Origin of the sequence: Dactylosporangium sp. NPDC048998, from assembly GCF_043197855.1 — a bacterium.
Classification (GTDB): Bacteria; Actinomycetota; Actinomycetes; order Mycobacteriales; family Micromonosporaceae; genus Dactylosporangium.
This window is the reverse complement of the sequence record NZ_JBICTV010000001.1, coordinates 631,103-649,750: the sequence shown is the minus strand read 5'-3', so window position 1 is coordinate 649,750 and position 18,648 is coordinate 631,103. Positions and strand designations below refer to the sequence as shown.

Here is an 18,648-nt window from a genome sequence, read left to right as displayed (position 1 = left end):
GGGTCGTGTGACGCTGCGGCACACCCTCCACGGGTTCCAGGGTCGCATACCGGCCGCCGGTCGCGTCAACCGCTCGCCGGGGCGTCAGCCGGTCGCGGGGCGCGCCAGCCGGCCGCCCTCGACCGTCACCACCTCGTCGAAGCGGGCCAGGTCGGCCCGCCGGTGGGTGACGACCACCACCGTGCGCTCCCCCGCCGCCCGCAGCGCGGTCGCCAGCACGGCGTCCGCCGCCACCGGGTCGAGGCCCTCGGTGGGCTCGTCCAGCAGCAGTACCGGCGGCGCGTCCACGAGCGCCCGGGCCAGCAGCAGCCGCTGCCGCTGCCCGCCCGACAGCCGCCCGCCGTCCTCGCCGACGAGCTCGTCGAGACGGTCGCCGTACTCCGACAGCCCAGCCGACTCGAGCGCGCCCCGCAGCTCGCGGTCGCCGAACCCGTCCCGCCCGAGCGTGAGGTTGTCCCGCACGGTGGCGTGGAACACGTGCGCGTCGGCGAACACTCCCCCGGCCACCTGCCACGGCTCGGCCCCGGCGGGCATCCCGTCGACCCGCCCACCGGCGACCGGTATCCGCCCGGCGATGGCGTCCAGCAGTGTCGACTTCCCGGCCCCGCTGCTGCCCACGACGGCGACCCGCCGGCCCGCGGGCAGGTCGAGGTCCACTCCGTCGAGCGCGGCCCGCGTGCCGTGCGGATAGCGGACCGTGACCTCGCGCAGCCGCACGCTCACGGGCCCCCGCAACGCCCGCCGCTGCGGTCCTTCGGCCACGCCGGCACCGTCCCAGCCGCCGATACGGCCGCCGACGAGTGCCCGGACGCGGTCGACGGCGCCGCGGACCTCGCTCTGGCGGGCGGCGGCCGCGGCGAGCGGGGTCACCACCTCGCCCACGGTGAGCGCCACGAGCGCGAGCACCGGCGCGGCGGGGCCGTGCACGAGCGCGGCGATGCCCACGGCGGTGGCCGCCGGTATCACCGCCGCCACCCCGGCCACGAGCCCGGCCACGGCCGCGGCGCGCGCCTCCAGGCGGGCCAGCCGCCGGCCGCGCGCCGACGCCTCCGCGAGCGCGGCCGGCATGGCGCCGAACGCGGTCAGCTCCGCGGCCCCGTGCACCAGGTCCACAGTGGACTCAGCGACCTCGCCGCGGGTGCCGGCGATCGCCGCCGCCGACGCGGGCCCGGTGCGGGCGAGGGCGTTGCCGAGCAGGGGCAGCGCGACGCCCGCGACGAGCAGGCCGGCGGCGAGCAGCGCAGCCGCGCGGGCGTCGGCGGCGCCGACCCCGGCCACGGCGGCCACCCCGACGACGGCCGCCACCCCGGCCGGCAGCACCGCGCGCAGCAGCAGGTCCTGCACGGCGTCCACATCGGACACCACGCGGCTGAGCGCGTCGGCGTGGGAGGCGCGCTGCGAGGAGACCTCCGAGGCCGGGTCCCGGCGCGCGGCGAGGGCGGCGAACGCGCGGGCGCGCAGGTCCGCGAGGACGCGCAGGACCACGTCGTGGGAGGCGAGCCGCTCGGCGTACCGGATGCCGCCCTTGAGCAGCGCGAAGGCCCGCACGGCGGCGATGGCCACGGCGAGCGCCGCGAGGGGCGGCTGCTCGGCGGCACGCACGATCATCCAGGTCGCGGTGCCGACGAGCCCGATGCCGGCCACCTCGGTGAACACCCCGAGCAGCCCGGCGAACACGAGCCGCACCAGCGCCCCTGGCGTCAGCAGGCCGGTCACGGGGCCGCCACCGCTGGGCGCAGCTCGGTGAGGCCGCCGTCGACCGTCACCGTGCGGGTCGCGATGGACAGCAGGGCCGGGCGGTGCGCCACGAGCAGGGCGGTGCGGCCGGCCGCCAGGCGGGCCGCCGAGGCCACCACCGCGGCCTCGCTGGCCGGGTCGAGGCGCGCGGTCGGCTCGTCGAACAGCAGCACCGAGGCGTCGGCGCGCAGCCAGGCGCGGGCCATCGCCAGCCGCTGCCGCTGCCCGCTGGACAGGCCGTGCGCGCCGAGATCGGTGTCGTACCCGCGCGGCAGCGCCCGCACGAACCCGTCCGCCTCGGCGGCCACCGCGGCGGCGACCACCGCGTCGAGTGGTGCGTCCGGGGCGCCGAGGCGGATGTTGTCCGCGACCGTGCCGGCGAGCAGGTGCGGCCGCTGCGGCATCCAGGCCAGCCGGGCGCGCCACGCGGCCAGGTCGAGGCCGGCGAGGTCGGCGCCGCCGACCAGGACGCGGCCCGCGGTCGGGGCGGTGAAGCCGAGGATCAGCGACAGCAGCGTGGACTTGCCGCCCCCGCTGGGGCCGACCAGCGCGATCCGGTCGCCCGACTCGATCTCCAGGGTCGCGTCGCGCAGCGCGACGACGTCGCCGTAGCGGACCTCGACCCGGTCCAGGGCGATGGTGGCGCCGGGCGGGGGCAGGCGGGGCTCGGTCGTGGCGGAGGGGCGATCCAGCAGTACCGCATGGATCTCCGCCGAGGCGGCGAGCCCCTCCTGGCTGGCGTGGAATTTCGTGCCCAGCGCCCGCAGCGGCAGGTAGGCCTCGGGCGCCAGCAGCAGTACCACGAGCGCGGCGCTCAGCGTCAGCCCGCCGTGCAGCAGGCGCAGGCCGACCGGCACGGCGACGAGCGCGACCGAGACGGTGGCGACGAGCTCCAGCACCAGCGCCGACAGGAACGCCAGGCGCAGGGTGCGCATGGTCGCGGCGCGGTAGGCCTCCGCGGTCTCGCGCACCCGCCGCACGTAGGCCGGCTCGCGGCCGAACGCGCGCAGCGTCGGCAGGCCGCGCACGGTGTCGAGGAAGTGCCCGCCGAGCCGGCTGAGCAGGTGCCACTGCCGAGAAGTCCGCGCGCCGGTCGCCTTGCCGACGAGGACGCCGAAGACCGGGATGAGCGGCAGCGTCAGCGCGACGACGACCGCGGAGGTGAGGTCGGTGAACGCCAGCCAGGCCAGCGTGGCGAGCGGGACGAAGGCGGCGAGGAACACCTGCGGCAGGTAGCCGGTGAGGTACCCGTCGAGGCCGTCGACGCCGCGCCCGGCGAGGGTGGCCAGCTCGCCGGCGCGCCGGCCGGTGAGCCAGGCCGGCCCGCGGCGGGCGGCGGCATCGAGCAGCTCCTCGCGCAGGTGCGCCTTGACCCCCGCGGCGGACCGCCCGGCGATCGCGCCGAGCGCGCCGGCGTGCAGGCCCCGCAGCAGTACCGCGGCCAGGCACACGACCAGCCACCCGGCCGTCTGCGGGCGGTCGAGCCGACCGGCGACGGCCGTGGCGAGCAGCGTGGCGAGGCTCACCGCCTGCGCCACGACGAGCACCGCGGCCAGCAGCGCCGACCCGGCCAGCACCACCGCGTAGCGCCGCACCGGGCCGAGCCGCAGCAGTCGTCTGTCCACGTGTCGTGACCTACCAGTACAGAGACGTCCGGCGTCTGCCGCCGGCTCGGAAGAGCCACCAGCAGGCGGCCTGGACGGCGACGAGCACCGGAAGTAGCGGCGCCGCGCCGAGGGCGAGCAGCCGTAGCGTGTCGCCGCCGGCGGCCGCGTCGCCGACGGTCACCGTCGCGCCCGGGTCCATCGTGGACGCTAGCACGGCCGGGAACAGCGCCGACGCGGCCGCGATCACGGGTAGGGCGCACGCCACAGCGCTCGCCGCGAACACCCGCCCGCCACCCGTCTTCGCCGCGAGTCCGGCGGCGACGACGGCGAGGGCGATCGCGAGGGCCAGGACGGTCCCGGTGACCGGGTGGCGGATGCCGGGTGGCGCCTGGAGATACCAGCCGCCGAGGACGAGCACGGCGACGCCGCCCGCGGCCGGGCCGAGCCGGGCGACGAGCCGGCGCATCCTCTCCCGCACCGGCCCGGCCTCGAGGCGCCAGACCAGAAAGGCTGCGCCGTGGACGAGGACCAGCAGGACGTTGGCGAGCGCGGTGAACCAGACCTGCGGGTCCCGCAGCGGCGCGAAGCCGTGCACGTGGCCGTCGGCGTCGAGCGGGACGCCGTGCAGCAGAACGCCGAGCAGCAGGCCCCAGCCCAGCGCCAGGGCCAGGCCGCTCGCGGCGATGAGGGCGTCGAACCCGGCCCGGCGCCGGCCGCGGCTGCGCAGCTGGACGCCGGCGTTGAGGGCGAGCAGGCCGACCACGATCGCGATCACGGCCGGGTACGCGGCGCCGTACAGCTCGCCGTCCAGGCGCGGGAACGCGGCGACGAGCACACCCGCGGCGCCGACCGCCCAGACCTCGTTGCCGAGGAACATCGGGCCGATCGCGTTGAGGGCCGCGCGCCGCTCGCCGTCGCCGCGCAGCGCCGGCAGCAGCATGGCGACGCCCTGGTCGAGCCCGCCGAGGACGAAGTAGGCCACCAGGCAGAAGCCCAGGATGCCGTACCACAAGTCGCTCATACCGTGGCCTCCTGCAGCTCGAGCGGGGTCTCCTCGTCGGTGCCGAACTCGCCGCCGGGCGTACGCGCGGCGGCCCGGGCCAGCAGCCACCAGTCGGCGACGGCCAGCGCGACGACGGCCGCGGTGAAGCCGAACGTCGACCACCGCAGCGCCCCGGCGCTCATCGGCGACACCGCGTCGACGGTGCGCAGCAGGCCGTACACGGCCCACGGCTGGCGGCCCTCCTCGCGCACGATCCAGCCGAAGATCGCGGTGACGAACGGCAGGGGGATGAGGACGGTGAGCATCCACAGCGCCGGCCGGGCCCAGCGGCGGCGGATCAGCGTGTCGCGGAACGTGAGCACCTGCGCGACGAAGAGCAGCAGGAACAGCAGGTTGGCGATCCCGGTCATCGCCCCGAGGGAGGTCCCGACCCAGTCGCTGGGCAGGTAGTCGCCGGGGCCGAACCGGGCGACCATCGCGGCCTGCTGGGCGATCGCGTCGTCGCCGCCGGCGAGCTTGGTCGGCTGGTTGTCGCCGATCGGGCCGAGTTGCGCGTAGCCGAAGCCGATGGTGAAGAAGGTGCCGATCAGCCCGACCCGGATGCCGAGGCGCAGCGAGCGGCGGAACAGTTCGTGGTCGTCCGGCCCGAGGGCGCGCCGCCGCCGGGCTCGATATGCGCCGCTCAGCCGCCAGGCGCTGACGCCGGCGAGCAGGATGCCGGCGGTCGTCATCGCCGCGGACACGGCGTGCAGCAGGGCGAACCACAGGGCGCTGTTGGACAGCAGCGCGCCGAAGTCGGTGAGCCGGGCGGTGCCGTCGGCGTCGAGGGCGTACCCGACCGGGTGCTGCAGGAACGCGTTGCTGACCATGACCCAGAACGCGGACAGCATCGCGGTCGCGGCGACGCCCCAGATGAGCGCGAGGTGCAGCCGCTTGCCGAGCCGGCCCCAGCCGAAGATCCACATGCCGAGCAGGGTGGACTCGAGCACGAACGCGATGAGCGTCTCGAGGGCCAGCGGCGCGCCGAACACGTCGCCGGTGAGCCGGGACAGGCCGCCCCAGTTGAGCCCGATCTCGAACTCCATGACGAGGCCGGTGGCGATGCCGACCGCGTAGTTGATCGCGTACAGCAGGCCCCAGAAGCGGGCCATCCGGCCGTACGCCGGATTGCCCGACACGACGTACCGCGTCTGCATGACGGCGACGAGCACGACCAGGCCGAGTGTGACCATGACGAACAGAAAGTGCAACGATGCGGTGAGCCCGAACTGCAGCCGGGCGTACTCAAGGGCACTCATGCGTCGCCCCCCGACATGTACCCAACCAACATGTCGTCACCCTACACGTAGACGGACACGACTAGAAGCGCCCCCTCGATCGACGAGGGGGCGCTCTCAGCGTGTCCTCAGGCCGCCGTGTGCTTCGCGGCCACGCGGGCGAGCTCGACCAGGGCCTGGGCCCGGGCGTACTCGGCCGGGGTGAACGCCGGCGCCGGCCGCCGCACGTACAGGGTGCCGCCCGCCGGGTCCTGCAGCTGCATGCCGGTGGCGGTGAAGCCGACCGCGCCGGTCGAGGCGCCGGCCCGCCAGGAGATGTCGCAGTCGCCGAGCAGCGCCGCGATCGCCTCCTCCAGGGTGGCCGAGCCGTCGAGGACCTTCGCGGCCAGCGCGAGGACCCGCGTGGGCTCGTCGATGAGGCCACGGACGTCGGCCGGGGCCACCCACGGGTCGCGGCCGCGGCCGCGCTGCACGGCGTCGACCAGGTCGGCCCGGGTGAGGGCGTCGGGCGCCTCGACGAGGAAGTCGTCGACCGCGCCGGACTCGGTGGTGTGCACCTGCACGGAGAGGATGTTGACCTTCCGCAGGGCGAGGCTCGCGGTGAGGACCGACAGGAAGCCCGGACGGTCGTCGACCGTGGCCCGGATGCGCCAGAGCGTCATCCCCGGTACCTCCTGCTGGCGGTTCAGGCCGCCCATGACGATCTTGTGCCGGCGGGAGCGGGGGTTCCGGCAACGGAACTCCCCGCCGTACCCGGTTCCGCCAAACCGGGCCCCGCCAGCCGTTCCCCCAGCACAGATGCGGTTGCACCGACCAGCTGCGCCAGCCGTTCCACCTCGGATCCGTGAAACGGTGGTGCTCCAGCGTCGCCTTCCGCCCCGCCGCGGCCGACGACAAGGACCAGCCCTCCACGCTGGAAAGGCGCGACAGCGAGATGAACGCCGTCAGCTGCACTCAACGCGCGGGGCCGGAGTGGTGCGATGTCCACCTGAGGGGGGACATCCGGAGCGCGCCAACTGGCGCATACCACCGAGGAGTCGGACCATGCCTGGGCACGCGCGCCGCCGCCCGCCCAGTCCGATCCGACGAGGATCGCGACCGCCCAGTCCGCGCCGAACAGTGCCGGCGCCGCGTCCACGACCGTCGCCAGGCCGTGGTCCGGGTTTGCCGCCACCTGTCCGATCAGCGCGACCTCGCGGCCGCTGCTCGGCTCCGAAAGCTCGGTGCCGCGCCACACACCGTCCACGCGCACGCCTGGGATCGCCGCGAGGCCGGTGAGTACGCGGTCGACCGCGGCCGAAGCCGGCCACACCACGGTGAAGTCGTCCACCGCACGGCCGCTGACCCGTTCCAGAACGACCACCGAAACGATGTCCGCGCCGACCACACCCAGCGTTCGGGCGACCTGCCCGAGTGAGCCGGGACGGTCGGGCAGCGCAACCCGCAGCCTGAGCAGCATAGAGTCGACCTCCCATTCGTCCTTGGCTGAGGATGTACGCCGCCGTTGGTGTACGCCTTGCTCTCCGGTACTGCGAACAGGTTGCCTACCGTGGGTTTCCGCCCCGTTTCGCAGCGGTGTCGATGCCGGAACGTTTGACAACGTTTGACCCGGCGTTTGGCCCGGCCCGAAAGCGGACAGACCTTGACAGAGAATGTGTCTCACCCATGGACTGATCGGATGACCACGCCACCCGGTCTCGACCTCTCCAGCCTGCAAAGCTACCTCGACGACAAGGCCCCCGGCCTGGTCGGCGCGCCGCTGACGGCGGAGCTCGTCCCGGGCGGGCGGTCCAACCTCACGTACGTCCTCAACGAGGTCTACGTGCTGCGCCGCCCGCCGCTGGGCCACGTCCTGGCCACCGCGCACGACATGGCCCGCGAGTTCCGGATGATCTCGGCGCTGGGCGCCACCGCGGTTCCGGTGCCGGAGGCCCTGCTGCTGTGCGAGGACGACGCCGTGATCGGCGCGCCGTTCTACGTCATGGCCCGCGTCCCCGGCGTGGTGCTGCGCCACCGCGACCAGACCGACCCGCTCGGCGATGACAGCCGGCGGCGGATCGCCTTCGCCATGATGGACACCCTGGCCGAGCTGCATCTGGTCGATCCGGCCGCGGTCGGGCTGGCCGAGTTCGGCCGGCCGGAGGGCTTCCTGGAGCGGCAGGTGCGCCGCTGGAGCAAGCAGCTGGCGAACTCCCGCAGCCGCGACCTGCCGGCCGCCGACACGCTGCGCGACCGGCTCGCCGCCACCGTCCCGGCCACCCGGCGCACCGGCATCGTGCACGGCGACTACCGGCTCGACAACCTCATCGTCGATCCGGGCACGCTGCGCGTCGCCGCCGTGCTGGACTGGGAGATGGCCACGATCGGCGATCCGCTGACCGATCTGGGGCTGCTGCTGGCGTACTGGAACGTGCTGGACCGCATCACGACGGGCCGCAACCCGATCGCGGACGGGCTGGGGGCCGCCGCCGGCTTCCCCTCCGGCGACGAGCTGCTGGGCCGCTACGCCCGCTCGGCGCCGCTGAGCGACGATCTGCACTGGTACGTCGGCATGGCCTGCTACAAGCTGGCCGTCGTGCTCGAGGGCATCCACTACCGCTACACGCAGGGCCAGACCGTGGGCGCGGGCTTCGACGAGATCGGGCAGCTCGTCCCGCCCCTGCTCGAAGAGGGCATCGCAGCGATCAACGGAGAGAGCTGATGGACTTCGGTTTCGACGAGCGCACCGCCGAGCTGCACGAGCGGCTCACCGACTTCATGGAGGAGGAGGTGTACCCCGCGGAGCGCGTCCTCGAGGAGCAGACGGCCGCCCTGGACGATCCGTGGGCCCGGCCTCCGATCATCGAGGACCTCAAGCGCTCCGCCCGCGAGCGGGGCCTGTGGAACCTGTTCCTGCCCGACGCCGCGCACGGGGCCGGGCTCACCAACCTGCAGTACGCCCCCCTCGCGGAGATCACCGGCCGCAGCCCGCACCTGGCCCCCGAGGCGCTCAACTGCGCCGCGCCGGACACCGGCAACATGGAGGTGCTGGCCCAGTTCGGCTCGCCGGAGCAGCGGGACCGCTGGCTCAAGCCGCTGCTGGAGGGCCAGATCCGCTCCGCGTTCTGCATGACCGAGCCGGACGTGGCATCGTCGGACGCGACGAACATCTCCACCCGCATCGAACGCGACGGCGACGGCTACGTCATCAACGGCCGCAAGTGGTGGTCGTCGGGCGCGATGAACCCCAACTGCGCCCTGTTCATCGTGATGGGCAAGACCGACCCGGCGGCGGAGCGGCACAAGCAGCAGAGCATGGTGTGCGTACCGCGCGACACCCCCGGCATCACCGTCAAGCGCGGCATGCACGTCTTCGGCTACACCGACGCCACCCACGGCGGCCACGCTGAGGTCATCTTCTCCGACGTCCGCGTCCCCGCCGACGCCCTCATCGCCGGCGAGGGCCAGGGCTTCGCGATCGCCCAGGCCCGCCTCGGCCCCGGCCGCATCCACCACTGCATGCGCCTGATCGGCATGGCCGAGCGAGCCTTGGAGCTGCTGTGCGGCCGGGTCAGCCAGCGCGTGGCGTTCGGCCGCCCGCTGGCCGAGCAGGGCGTGATCCAGGAGTGGATCGCCGAGTCGCGGGTCCGCATCGAGCAGGCGCGCCTGCTGGTCCTCAAGACCGCGTGGCTCATGGACACCGTCGGCAACAAGGGCGCCCACACCGAGATCCAGGCCATCAAGATCGCCGTCCCGTCCATGGCCGAGTGGGTCATCGACAAGGCCATCCAGGCCCACGGCGCCGCGGGCGTCAGCCAGGACACCCCACTGGCGCAACTGTGGTCCAACGCACGGACCCTGCGCCTGGCCGACGGCCCGGACGAGGTCCACCGCGCGTCCCTGGCCCGCCGCGAGCTGCGCAAATACAGCTAACCCCGCCTGACCCCCACCCCACCCCACCCCGCGCCCGCCGCCCACCAAGCGTTGATCTTGCACTTGTGGTGCCCGGACACGCCGCTGCTGTCCGGTTTGTCGCCACCACAAGTGCAAGATCAACGGCGGCCCAAGGCCGCCGCTATCGACTCGATCACGCTTGCGGGGAACTGGTAGAGGTCGGTTGCCGTGAAGTAGCGCATGGTCCAACCGGACTGGGCCAGCCAGTTCATGCGCCGGCGGTCCGCGGCCAGGCGCGAGCGATCGGTGTGTGACCTACCGTCGTACTCGATGCCGACCTTGCGCTCCTCGTAAGCGAGGTCCAGGCGGTAGCCGCTTTCGCCGGAGGGGCCACTCACCCATACCTGGGTCGCGGGCACCGGTAGGCGGCCATCGATGAGCAGCAGCCGAAGGTGGCTCTCCTGCCGGCATTCCGCGCCGGCGTCGGCCAGCGGCACGAGATCGCGGGCGTGCCGGACGCCGCGCAGCCCGTGGTGCAGCAGTGCCTCGTCGGCCAGTTCGTCGGCAGTACACAGTCGGGCCCGCAACGCGGCGTCCAGCGTCGCCAGCGCGTCGGGTCGCCGGTAGGACCGCGCCAGGTCGACCGCGACCCGGGCCGGCGGCGCGCACCTGACGCCGAACGGGTGCTGGACGGCGGTGACCGGTAACGCCGACTCGTGCGCGGTCACACCTCGAATCCGGGGTTTGGCCATGCCCGCTGGAAAGGTGACGTGAACGCGCTCGGCGCCGATGACGGCGAAGCCGTACAGCGCGGCGGCCGACTGGTGGCTGAGGACGACGTCGCCAGGCAGGCGGAGCAGGACCGCCCGAAGGTGATCTATGTGGTCGTTGACGGCAGGCCCGTAGACGCCGCGGCTGACGATCGCGATCCGGCCGTCCGTGACGCGATCCCTCAGCCGCTGCCGCGGCACCCCGAGCTCGAGCAGCTCCCGATACCCCCGCACCCGCGCCACCCCGCCACCCTGCCGACCCCCTCCCACCCGGCACAACACCCCACATGTCCCTGTGGACAACCATCGTCGATCTTGCAGTTGTGGTGGCGACAAACCGGACAGCAGCGGCGTGTCCGGGCACCACAACTGCAAGATCAACGCGCACCTGTCGGGCGGGGCGGGGTGGGTGGGGGCGGGGTGGGTGGGGGCGGCGGGCGGGTCAGGCGGAGGCGCGGCGGACCAGGTGCGTCTCCACCATCACCGACGAGGACGCCGCGCCGCCGATGCGGGCGATCAGCAGCCGCGCCATCTCCCGGCCCATCGCCTCGACCGGCTGGTGCACGGTGGTCAGCGGCGGGTCGGTCTGCCGCGCGATCGCCACGTCGTCGAAGCCGACCAGCGCCACGTCGTCGGGGACCCGCTTGCCGATGGTGCGCAGGGCGCGCAGGGCGCCCACGGCCATGAGGTCGGAGGCGGCGAAGACGGCGTCGATGGACGGGTCCGCGGCGAGCAGGTCGTGCACCGCGCGTTCGCCGCTGGCCTCGGAGAAGTCGCCGTACGCGATGAGCCGCTCGTCGACGCCGAGCCCGGCCCGTTCGAGGGCCTCGCGGTAGCCGGTCAGCCGGGACACGCCCACGGCCATGTCCTGCGGGCCGGCGATCGCGGCGATGCGCCGGCGCTGGCGGTCCAGCAGGTGGCCGACGGCGATGCGGGCGCCGCCCTCGTTGTCGGCGTCCACGTAGGACAGCTGCGACAGCTGGGCGGTGAAGTTGAGCTGCTCGTCGTCGGCGAGCATCTGGGCGGGGCGGCCGCCGAGCACGACCGGCAGGCCACGGCCCTCCAGCAGCAGCGGCAGCGGGTCGGCGTCGTGCAGGGACAGCAGCATGACGCCGTCGACGTGCTGGTTGGTCAGGTGGTGCTCGACGCGCTCGCGCTCGGCCGGGGACTGCGCCATCGCCAGCCACAGCTGCAGCTGGGTGTCGGCCAGGGTCGAGCTGATGCCGCGCACGATGCCGGCGAAGAAGGGCTCGCCGAAGACGCGCTCCTCCGACTCGGACACCACGAGCGCGACCGAGTCGGTTCGCTGGGTGACGAGCGCCCGGGCCGCGCGGTTGGGCACGTACCCGAGCTCGTCGATCGCCTTCTGCACCGCCGCGCGGGCCTCGGGGCTCACCTGGGGCGAGCCGTTGACCACCCGCGACACGGTGCCGCGGCCGACGCCGGCCCGCAGGGCGACCTCGTCGAGGGTGGGCCGGCCGGCGGAGCGCGGGCGGCCCGGGGACGGGATGTTCACGCCCCATTGTGCGCACATTCCGTCATCGGGCCACCCGGCAGCCCCGCGATCTTTTTCAGGAAATCGTCAGAATCACCTCAACCTCGGCGCCTTCGGGCGCGATCGGCAGTACCGAATCCGGGTCCGCCGCGACCCCGTCGACCGTGAGCGACCGCTCGCCGCGCCGCACCTGGATCCGGTAGGTCGCGCCGCGGTAGCGGCGGACCGCCGTGAAGCCGGACCAGTCCGCGGGCAGCGCCGGGGCGAGCCGCAGGCCGGTCAGCTCCGGGCGGATGCCGAGGATCCACTGGGTGATCGCGGCGTAGTTCCACGCCGCGGTGCCGGTCAGCCACGAGTTCTTCGCCTCGCCGTGGGTCGGCGCGTCCCGGCCGGCGATCATCTGCGCGTAGACGTACGGCTCGCAGCGGTGCACCTCGCTGATCCCCTCGCGGGCCGAGGGGTTGATCCGCTTGTAGTAGTCGAACGCGCCGTCGCCGTTGCCGACGATCGCCTCGGCGATCATCAGCCACGGGTTGGTGTGGCAGAAGATGCCGGCGTTCTCCTTGTACCCGGGCGGGTACGACGAGATCTCGCCGAGCTCGAGGCGGTAGGAGCTGTAGGCCGGCTGCTGCAGGATGATGCCGTGCGGGGTGGCGAGCCGCTCGCGCACGCTGGCCAGGGCCGTGGCCGCGGTGCCGTCCTCGACGCCGACGCCGCCCATCACGCACATGCCCTGCGGCTCGATGAAGATCTGCCCCTCATCGTTGGACGCGGAGCCGATGAGGTTGCCGTGGAAGTCGTACGCCCGGCGGAACCACGCGCCGTCCCAGCCGTGCTCGGCGATGGTGCCGGCCATCTTCTCGGCCGCGTCGAGGTACTCCTGCGCGGGCTTGCCGACGCACGCGGCGATGTCGGCCAGCTCCCGCGCGGCCAGCACGAACTGCCCGGCGATGAACACCGACTCGGCGACGCCGCCGGTGGCGTTCTCGGTGGTCTGGAAGGGCTCGCCGGGCGTGTCGGAGAAGCAGTTGAGGTTGAGGCAGTCGTTCCAGTCGGCCCGCCCGATCAGCGGCAGCCCGTGGGGGCCGAGGCGCTCCAGGGTGTACCGCAGGGAGCGCTGCAGGTGGTCGTAGAGCGGCTGCTCCGTGCCCGGCGCGTTGTCGTACGGCACGGCCGCGTCGAGGATCGACAGGTCGCCGGTCTCCTTGAGGTACGCGGCCACGCCGAGGATCAGCCACAGCGGGTCGTCGTTGAAGCCCGAGCCGATGTCGTTGTTCCCGCGCTTGGTCAGCGGCTGGTACTGGTGGTACGCCCCGCCGGTGGACAGCTGGGTCGCGGCGATGTCGAGGATCCGCTCGCGGGCCCGCTCCGGGATCATGTGCACGAAGCCGAGCAGGTCCTGGTTGGAGTCGCGGAAGCCCATGCCGCGGCCGATGCCCGACTCGTAGAACGACGTCGAGCGGCTCATGTTGAACGTGACCATGTTCTGGTACGCGTTCCAGATGTTGACCATCCGGTTCGTGTCGCCGTCGGGGGTCTGCACCTGCAGGCCGCCGAGCAGGGTGTCCCAGTTCTCCCGCAGCGCTCGGATGCCCTCGTCGACGGCGTCCTGGCGCAGCCAGCGGGCGATGACCGGGCGCACCGTTTGCTTGTTGATCGTCTGCGAGCCCGGCGGGTCGAACTTGGCGTCGCGCGGGTTCTCCCAGTAGCCGAGCACGAAGCCGATCTCACGGGTCTCCCCGGGCTGCAGCGTGACCCGCACGTGGTGCGAGCCGTGCGGCTGCCAGCCGTGCGCGATCGAGTCGGCGGAGCTGCCGCGCTCCACCGCGATCGGGCGGTCCCAGGAGCGGTACGGGCCGAGGAACGCCTCGCGGGCGGTGTCGAAGCCGGCGAGGGGCTCGCTGCAGGCGAAGTACGCGAAGTGGTCGCGGCGCTCGCGGTACTCGGTCTTGTGGTAGATGACCCCGTCGACGACCTCGACCTGGCCGGTGCTGAAGTTGCGCTGGAAGTTGGTGGCGTCGTCCTGGGCGTCCCACAGGCAGAACTCGACCGAGGAGAAGACCGACAGCTCGGCGGCGGAGGCGCGCTCGTTGGTCAGCCGCAGCCGCCAGACCTCCAGCGTCTCGCCGAGCGGCACGAAGTACGACACCCGGGCCTTGATGTTGCGGTAGGCCGAGGAGATCTGGGTGTAGGACAGCCCGTGGCGGCACTCGTACTCGTCCAGCTCTGTCTGCGTCGGCTGCCACGTCGGCGACCAGAACTCGCCCGTGGCGGCGTCGCGCAGGTAGAGGTAGCGGCCGCCGAAGTCGAAGGGTGCGTTGTTGTAGCGGTAGCGGGTGAGCCGGCGCAACCGCGCGTCGCGGTAGAACGAGTAGCCGCCGGCGGTGTTGGAGATGATGCCGAAGTACGCCTCGGTGCCCAGGTAGTTGATCCAGGGCAGCGGGGTGTCGGGCCGGTCGATCACGTACTCGCGACGTTCGTCGTCGAAGTGGCCGAAGCGCACGGTTGCCTCCTGCGGGATGGGTCAGGCCGACTCGCGCACCACGAGGTGCGTGTCGAGCACAGTCGAGTGGGCCGGCCCGCCGGCGATGCGGGCCAGCAGAAGCCTCGCCATCTCGCGACCCATGCCCTCCACCGACTGGTGCACTGTGGTGAGCGGCGGCAGGGTCTGCCGGGCCACGGCGGAGTCCTCGAACCCGACCACGGCGACCTCGGCGGGGATGTGCCGGCCCTGCTCGCGCAGGGCTCGGATGGCCCCCGCGGCCATCAGGTCGGAGGCGGCGAAGACGGCGTCGAGCCCCGGGTTGAGATGGAGCAGGCGGTACATCGCTTCGGCGCCGCTCGCCTCGCTGAAGTCGCCGTATGCGATGAGTCGGTCGTCGTACGGCTGGGACGCCAGGCGAAGCGCCTCGCGGTACCCGCGCAGCCGCGCCTTGCCGACCCCCATGTCCTGCGGGCCGGCGATCGCCGCGACGCGGCGGCGCCCCAGGTTGAGCAAATGCTCGACGGCCGTGCGGGCGCCGCCCTCGTTGTCGTTGTCGACGAAGGCGACGCTGTGCCCGTCCGGGCGGCCGTCGGTGGTGCCCGTCTCGAGCATGTGCGCGGTGCGCCCGCCCAGGACGGTCGGCAGCCCGCGCCCGGCCAGCAGGCCGGGCAGCGGGTCGTCATCGTGCAGCGACAACAGCAGCACGCCGTCGACGTGCTGGTCCGACAGGTGTCGCTCCACGAGCTGCCGTTCCGCGGTGGACTGGGCCATCGCCAGCCAGAGCTGCATCTGGGTGTCGGCCAGGTGCGAGCTGACGCCGCGGACGATGCCGGCGAAGAACGGTTCGCCGAAGACCCGCTCCTCGGACTCGGAGACGACCAGCGCCACCGAGTCGGTCCGGCGGGTGACCAGTGCACGGGCGGCGCGGTTGGGCACGTAGCCCAGCTCCTCGATCGCCTTGCGCACCGCGGCCCGCGCCTCCGGGCTCACCTGCGGCGAGCCGTTGATGACCCGGGAGACGGTGCCGCGCCCGACACCGGCCAGGGCAGCGACCTCGTCAAGTGTCGGGCGGTGCACGCTACTCGGCCAGGCCGTTGCGCTTGACGACCTCGCGGTACCGGTGCCCGCTGGCCTTGATGGTGCGCTGCTGGGTGGCGTAGTCCACGCCGATCATGCCGAAGCGCTTCGAATATCCCCATGCCCATTCGAAGTTGTCCAGCAGCGACCAGGCGAAGTAGCCCCGCAGCGGGGCGCCCTGCGCGATCGCGGCGAGGCAGGCCCGGTAATGCGCGTCGAAGTAGGCGACCCGCCCCGCGTCATCGATCGCCCCGTCGGCACCGGGGGTGTCGACGTAGGCGGCCCCGTTCTCGGTGATGTACAGCGGGACGCCCGGGTAGTCCCGCGCGACCCGCACCAGGGTCTCGGTGAGCCCGGGTGCGTCGACCTCCCAGTCCATGTCGGTGACCGGGACACCGGGCCGCTTGAGGAACCGCACGTCCTCGCTGCCCGGCCAGGACGTCGGCGCGCGCCAGTAGGGCTCGGCCGGCGCGTCCGGGTCGGGCGCGGCGACCACGTGCCGGCTGTAGTAGTTGATGCCCAGCAGGTCCAGCGGCGTGGCGATGGTCTCCAGGTCGCCGTCGTGGACGAAGCCGAAGTCGCTGACCCCGGCCAGGTCCCGCCGCACGTCCTCGGGGTAGGCGCCCCGCAGTACCGGATCCAGGAAGATGCGGTTGGCCAGGCCGTCGATGCGCCGCGCGGCGTCCAGGTCGCCGGCGTTGCCGGGGTCGGCGGGCGAGATCGCGTACAGGTTCAGCGTGACGCCGAGCTGCGCGCCGGGGTCGTTCGCGCGGATGGCGCGAACCGCCTCGCCGTGGCCGAGCAGCAGGTGGTGCATCGCGGCGAGCGCGTCCGGGGCGTGCTGGCGGCCGGGGGCGTGCACGCCCGAGGCGTAGCCCAGGAAGGCCGAGCACCACGGCTCGTTGAGGGTGGTCCAGTGCCGGACCCGGTCGCCGAGCGCGCCGTGCACGAGCGCGGCGTATTCGGCGAACCGGGCGGCGGTGTCGCGCGCCGGCCAGCCGCCGGCGTCCTCGAGCTCCTGTGGCAGGTCCCAGTGGTACAGCGTTACCCACGGGGTGATGCCCCGCTCCAGCAGCTCGTCCACGAGCCGCTGGTAGAAGTCGAGTCCCTTGGGGTTCATCGGCCCGCGTCCGCCCGGCTGCACGCGCGGCCACGCGATGGAGAACCGATAGGAGCCGAGCCCCAGATCGGTCATCAGCGCGACGTCCTCGCGGTAGCGGTGATAGTGGTCACACGCCTCGTCGCCGGTGTCGCCGCCCTTTGTCCTGCCGGGGGTGTGGCTGAACGTGTCCCAGATGGACGGGGTGCGGCCGTCTTCGGCGACCGCCCCCTCGATCTGGTACGACGCGGTGGCCGCCCCCCAGAGGAAGCCGGGTGGGAACGTCAGCGGGTCGATGATGGTCACGCCTTGACCGAACCTTCCATGATGCCGCCGATGATCTGGCGGCCGAATGCGATGAACACGATGAGCAGCGGCACGATCGCCAGAGCTGTCCCGGTAAAGACTTGCACGTAGTCGGTCTTGTAGTAACCGGTCGCCAGAATGTTCAGCGATACCTGCACGGTCGGCGTGTCACCGTTGAGCACCACGTAGGGCCACAGGAAGTCGTTCCAGGTCTCCATGAACGTCAGCAGGCCGAGCACGGCCGCGGCCGGGCGCAACGCCGGGAGCACGACGCTCCAGTACGTCCGCCAGGTCGAGGCGCCGTCCATCCGGGCCGCCTCGATCAGCTCGTCGCTGATGGCCGACTCGGCGTACTGCCGGATCATGAAGACGCCGAACCCCTTGACGAGGAACGGCACGATGACCGCCTGGAGCGTGTTGGTCCAGTCGAACTTCACCATGAGCAGGTACAGCGGGATGATGTTGATCTGCGTCGGGATCATCATCGTCATGATGATGATCAGCAGCAGCGCGTTCTTGCCGCGGAACTTCAGTTTGGCGAACGCGAATCCGGCCAGGGTCGAGAAGAACACCACCGACACCGTCACGCAGCCGGCCACGATGGCCGAGTTGACCAGGCCGTAGATGAAGTTCGCGTCGGTGTTCTCCAGCACCCGGGAGGCGTTGGAGAAGAAGTTCGGCCCCGGCGTGAGCGGCGGCGGGATGGCCGTCACCGCGCTGTTGTCCCGCGAGGCCACGATGAACGACCACACGATCGGGAACACGGACAGCACGATCGTGATGATCAGCGCCAGGTAGGTCAGCGGGCTGGCCTGCCACAGCGCCGCCGAGGCGCTGCGCACGCGGCCGGACCGCTTGTTCGGGGCGCTCGGCGCCCGGTGCGGGGCGGCGGTCCGGGTCGTCGGGGTCATCGTGCTCATGTCGTGTTCCCTCGAACCGAGCGGCGCACCAACAAGAAGTTGATCAGCGCGAAGAGGAGGATGATCAAGAACAGCAGCCACGAGATCGCCGCGCCCTTGCCCACGTTGAAGTTGTTCGTGAACGTGGTCTCGTAGATGTACATCGCGACGGTCTGGAACTCGTTGAGCGAGCCGCCCTGGATCCGGCCGTAGTTGAACAGCAGCGGCTCGGTGAACAGCTGCATGCCGCCGATGGTCGAGATGATCACCGTGAAGAGGATCGTCGGCTGGATGAGCGGTACCGTGATCCGCCAGAACCGCCGGAAGGCCGAGGCCCCGTCCAGCGAGGCCGACTCGTACAGCTCCTTCGGGATCGCCTGCATCGCGGCGAGGTAGATGAGCGCGTTGTAGCCGGTCCAGCGCCAGTCGACCATGAAGGCGATGGCGGTCCACGACGACCAGCGGTGGTTGCGCCACTCGACCGGGTGCAGGCCCACCGTCTGGATCAGCCAGTTCGCCAGGCCGTAGCGGTCGGCGAAGATCAGGCCGAAGACGATGCCGACGGCGGCGACCGACGTGATGTTGGGGATCAGCACGCCCATGCGGATCGCGGTGCGGGCCCGCATCTTCTTGTTGAGCCAGCTGGCGATCATGAGCGCCAGGATCAGCTGCGGCACCGTCGCGACGATGAACAGGCCGAACGTGTTGTAGATGACGGTCCAGAAGTGCTCGTCGACGAGGACCTTGCGGTAGTTCTCGAAGCCGACGAAACCCGCGTCGCCGCCGGTCAGGGTGTTCTTGCGCAGCGACAGCACGGCCGTGTAGACGAGCGGGTACGCCCCGAACACCGCGAACAGCAGGAAGAACGGCGCGACAAACATGTAGGGCGAGAGCTTGAGGTCCAGCCGGCCGAGACGCACGGAGCGCCGCCTCGGCGGCGTCACCGGGTCCTTTCGCCCGTGACGAGGCTGGGCGGCCTCGACGTTGGTGGTCATGGTGGTGGTCCTTCTTCCGTAGCGT

At 72.5% G+C, this 18,648-nt stretch carries 15 protein-coding genes; 2 read left to right on the top strand and 13 right to left on the bottom strand.

The window, feature by feature from the left end:
- Positions 1 to 84 precede the first annotated feature (84 nt).
- The 6 genes from cydC to ACGFI8_RS03025 form a co-directional block, all read right to left on the bottom strand.
- Entirely contained in the window at positions 85 to 1,716 is a 1,632-nt protein-coding gene (gene cydC / locus ACGFI8_RS03050; RefSeq protein ID WP_392799097.1) for a thiol reductant ABC exporter subunit CydC, read from the bottom strand.
- Positions 1,713 to 3,362 (bottom strand): thiol reductant ABC exporter subunit CydD, encoded by a 1,650-nt coding sequence (gene cydD / locus ACGFI8_RS03045; RefSeq protein WP_392799094.1) that lies wholly within the window; start codon positions 3,360 to 3,362, stop codon positions 1,713 to 1,715. Before cydD ends, cydC begins: the two co-directional genes overlap by 4 nt.
- A gap of 10 nt (positions 3,363 to 3,372) precedes the next feature.
- On the bottom strand, positions 3,373 to 4,365 hold the full coding sequence (locus ACGFI8_RS03040; RefSeq protein ID WP_392799091.1) for a cytochrome d ubiquinol oxidase subunit II: 993 nt from the start codon (positions 4,363 to 4,365) through the stop codon (positions 3,373 to 3,375).
- Positions 4,362 to 5,645 (bottom strand): cytochrome ubiquinol oxidase subunit I, encoded by a 1,284-nt coding sequence (locus ACGFI8_RS03035; RefSeq protein ID WP_392799088.1) that lies wholly within the window; start codon positions 5,643 to 5,645, stop codon positions 4,362 to 4,364. The genes ACGFI8_RS03040 and ACGFI8_RS03035 overlap by 4 nt, the downstream gene beginning before the upstream one ends.
- Positions 5,646 to 5,752: 107 nt before the next feature.
- The gene (locus ACGFI8_RS03030; protein ID WP_392799085.1) at positions 5,753 to 6,322 is read right to left on the bottom strand and encodes an ACT domain-containing protein; all 570 of its coding nucleotides are present in this window, start codon (positions 6,320 to 6,322) and stop codon (positions 5,753 to 5,755) included.
- The gene (locus ACGFI8_RS03025; protein ID WP_392799082.1) at positions 6,310 to 7,083 is read right to left on the bottom strand and encodes an amino acid-binding protein; all 774 of its coding nucleotides are present in this window, start codon (positions 7,081 to 7,083) and stop codon (positions 6,310 to 6,312) included. The genes ACGFI8_RS03030 and ACGFI8_RS03025 overlap by 13 nt, the downstream gene beginning before the upstream one ends.
- Positions 7,084 to 7,302: 219 nt before the next feature.
- Between ACGFI8_RS03025 and ACGFI8_RS03020 the strand changes: the two genes are divergently transcribed.
- Positions 7,303 to 8,325 carry a phosphotransferase family protein gene (locus ACGFI8_RS03020; RefSeq protein ID WP_392799080.1) on the top strand — a complete coding sequence of 341 codons (1,023 nt, stop codon included), beginning with the start codon at positions 7,303 to 7,305 and terminating at the stop codon, positions 8,323 to 8,325.
- Positions 8,325 to 9,536, top strand: coding sequence for an acyl-CoA dehydrogenase family protein (locus tag ACGFI8_RS03015; protein WP_392799077.1), 1,212 nt, complete (start codon positions 8,325 to 8,327; stop codon positions 9,534 to 9,536). Before ACGFI8_RS03020 ends, ACGFI8_RS03015 begins: the two co-directional genes overlap by 1 nt.
- 119 nt (positions 9,537 to 9,655) lie before the next feature.
- Here ACGFI8_RS03015 and ACGFI8_RS03010 read toward each other — a convergent pair whose 3' ends face one another.
- From ACGFI8_RS03010 to ACGFI8_RS02980, 7 genes are all read right to left on the bottom strand, one after another.
- The gene (locus ACGFI8_RS03010) at positions 9,656 to 10,510 is read right to left on the bottom strand and encodes a DUF559 domain-containing protein (protein WP_392799074.1); all 855 of its coding nucleotides are present in this window, start codon (positions 10,508 to 10,510) and stop codon (positions 9,656 to 9,658) included.
- A gap of 199 nt (positions 10,511 to 10,709) precedes the next feature.
- Entirely contained in the window at positions 10,710 to 11,777 is a 1,068-nt protein-coding gene (locus tag ACGFI8_RS03005; RefSeq protein ID WP_392799652.1) for a LacI family DNA-binding transcriptional regulator, read from the bottom strand.
- Positions 11,778 to 11,838: 61 nt separating this feature from the next.
- Entirely contained in the window at positions 11,839 to 14,265 is a 2,427-nt protein-coding gene (locus tag ACGFI8_RS03000; RefSeq protein ID WP_392799071.1) for a GH36-type glycosyl hydrolase domain-containing protein, read from the bottom strand.
- Positions 14,266 to 14,286: 21 nt separating this feature from the next.
- The gene (locus ACGFI8_RS02995) at positions 14,287 to 15,324 is read right to left on the bottom strand and encodes a LacI family DNA-binding transcriptional regulator (RefSeq protein WP_392799069.1); all 1,038 of its coding nucleotides are present in this window, start codon (positions 15,322 to 15,324) and stop codon (positions 14,287 to 14,289) included.
- A gap of 1 nt (position 15,325) precedes the next feature.
- Entirely contained in the window at positions 15,326 to 16,729 is a 1,404-nt protein-coding gene (locus tag ACGFI8_RS02990; RefSeq protein ID WP_392799066.1) for a GH1 family beta-glucosidase, read from the bottom strand.
- A complete protein-coding gene (locus ACGFI8_RS02985; protein ID WP_392799063.1) occupies positions 16,726 to 17,649 on the bottom strand; it encodes a carbohydrate ABC transporter permease in 924 nt (307 codons plus the stop codon). The genes ACGFI8_RS02990 and ACGFI8_RS02985 overlap by 4 nt, the downstream gene beginning before the upstream one ends.
- A complete protein-coding gene (locus ACGFI8_RS02980) occupies positions 17,646 to 18,623 on the bottom strand; it encodes a carbohydrate ABC transporter permease (protein WP_392799061.1) in 978 nt (325 codons plus the stop codon). The genes ACGFI8_RS02985 and ACGFI8_RS02980 overlap by 4 nt, the downstream gene beginning before the upstream one ends.
- Between the last annotated feature and the right edge of the window lie 25 nt (positions 18,624 to 18,648).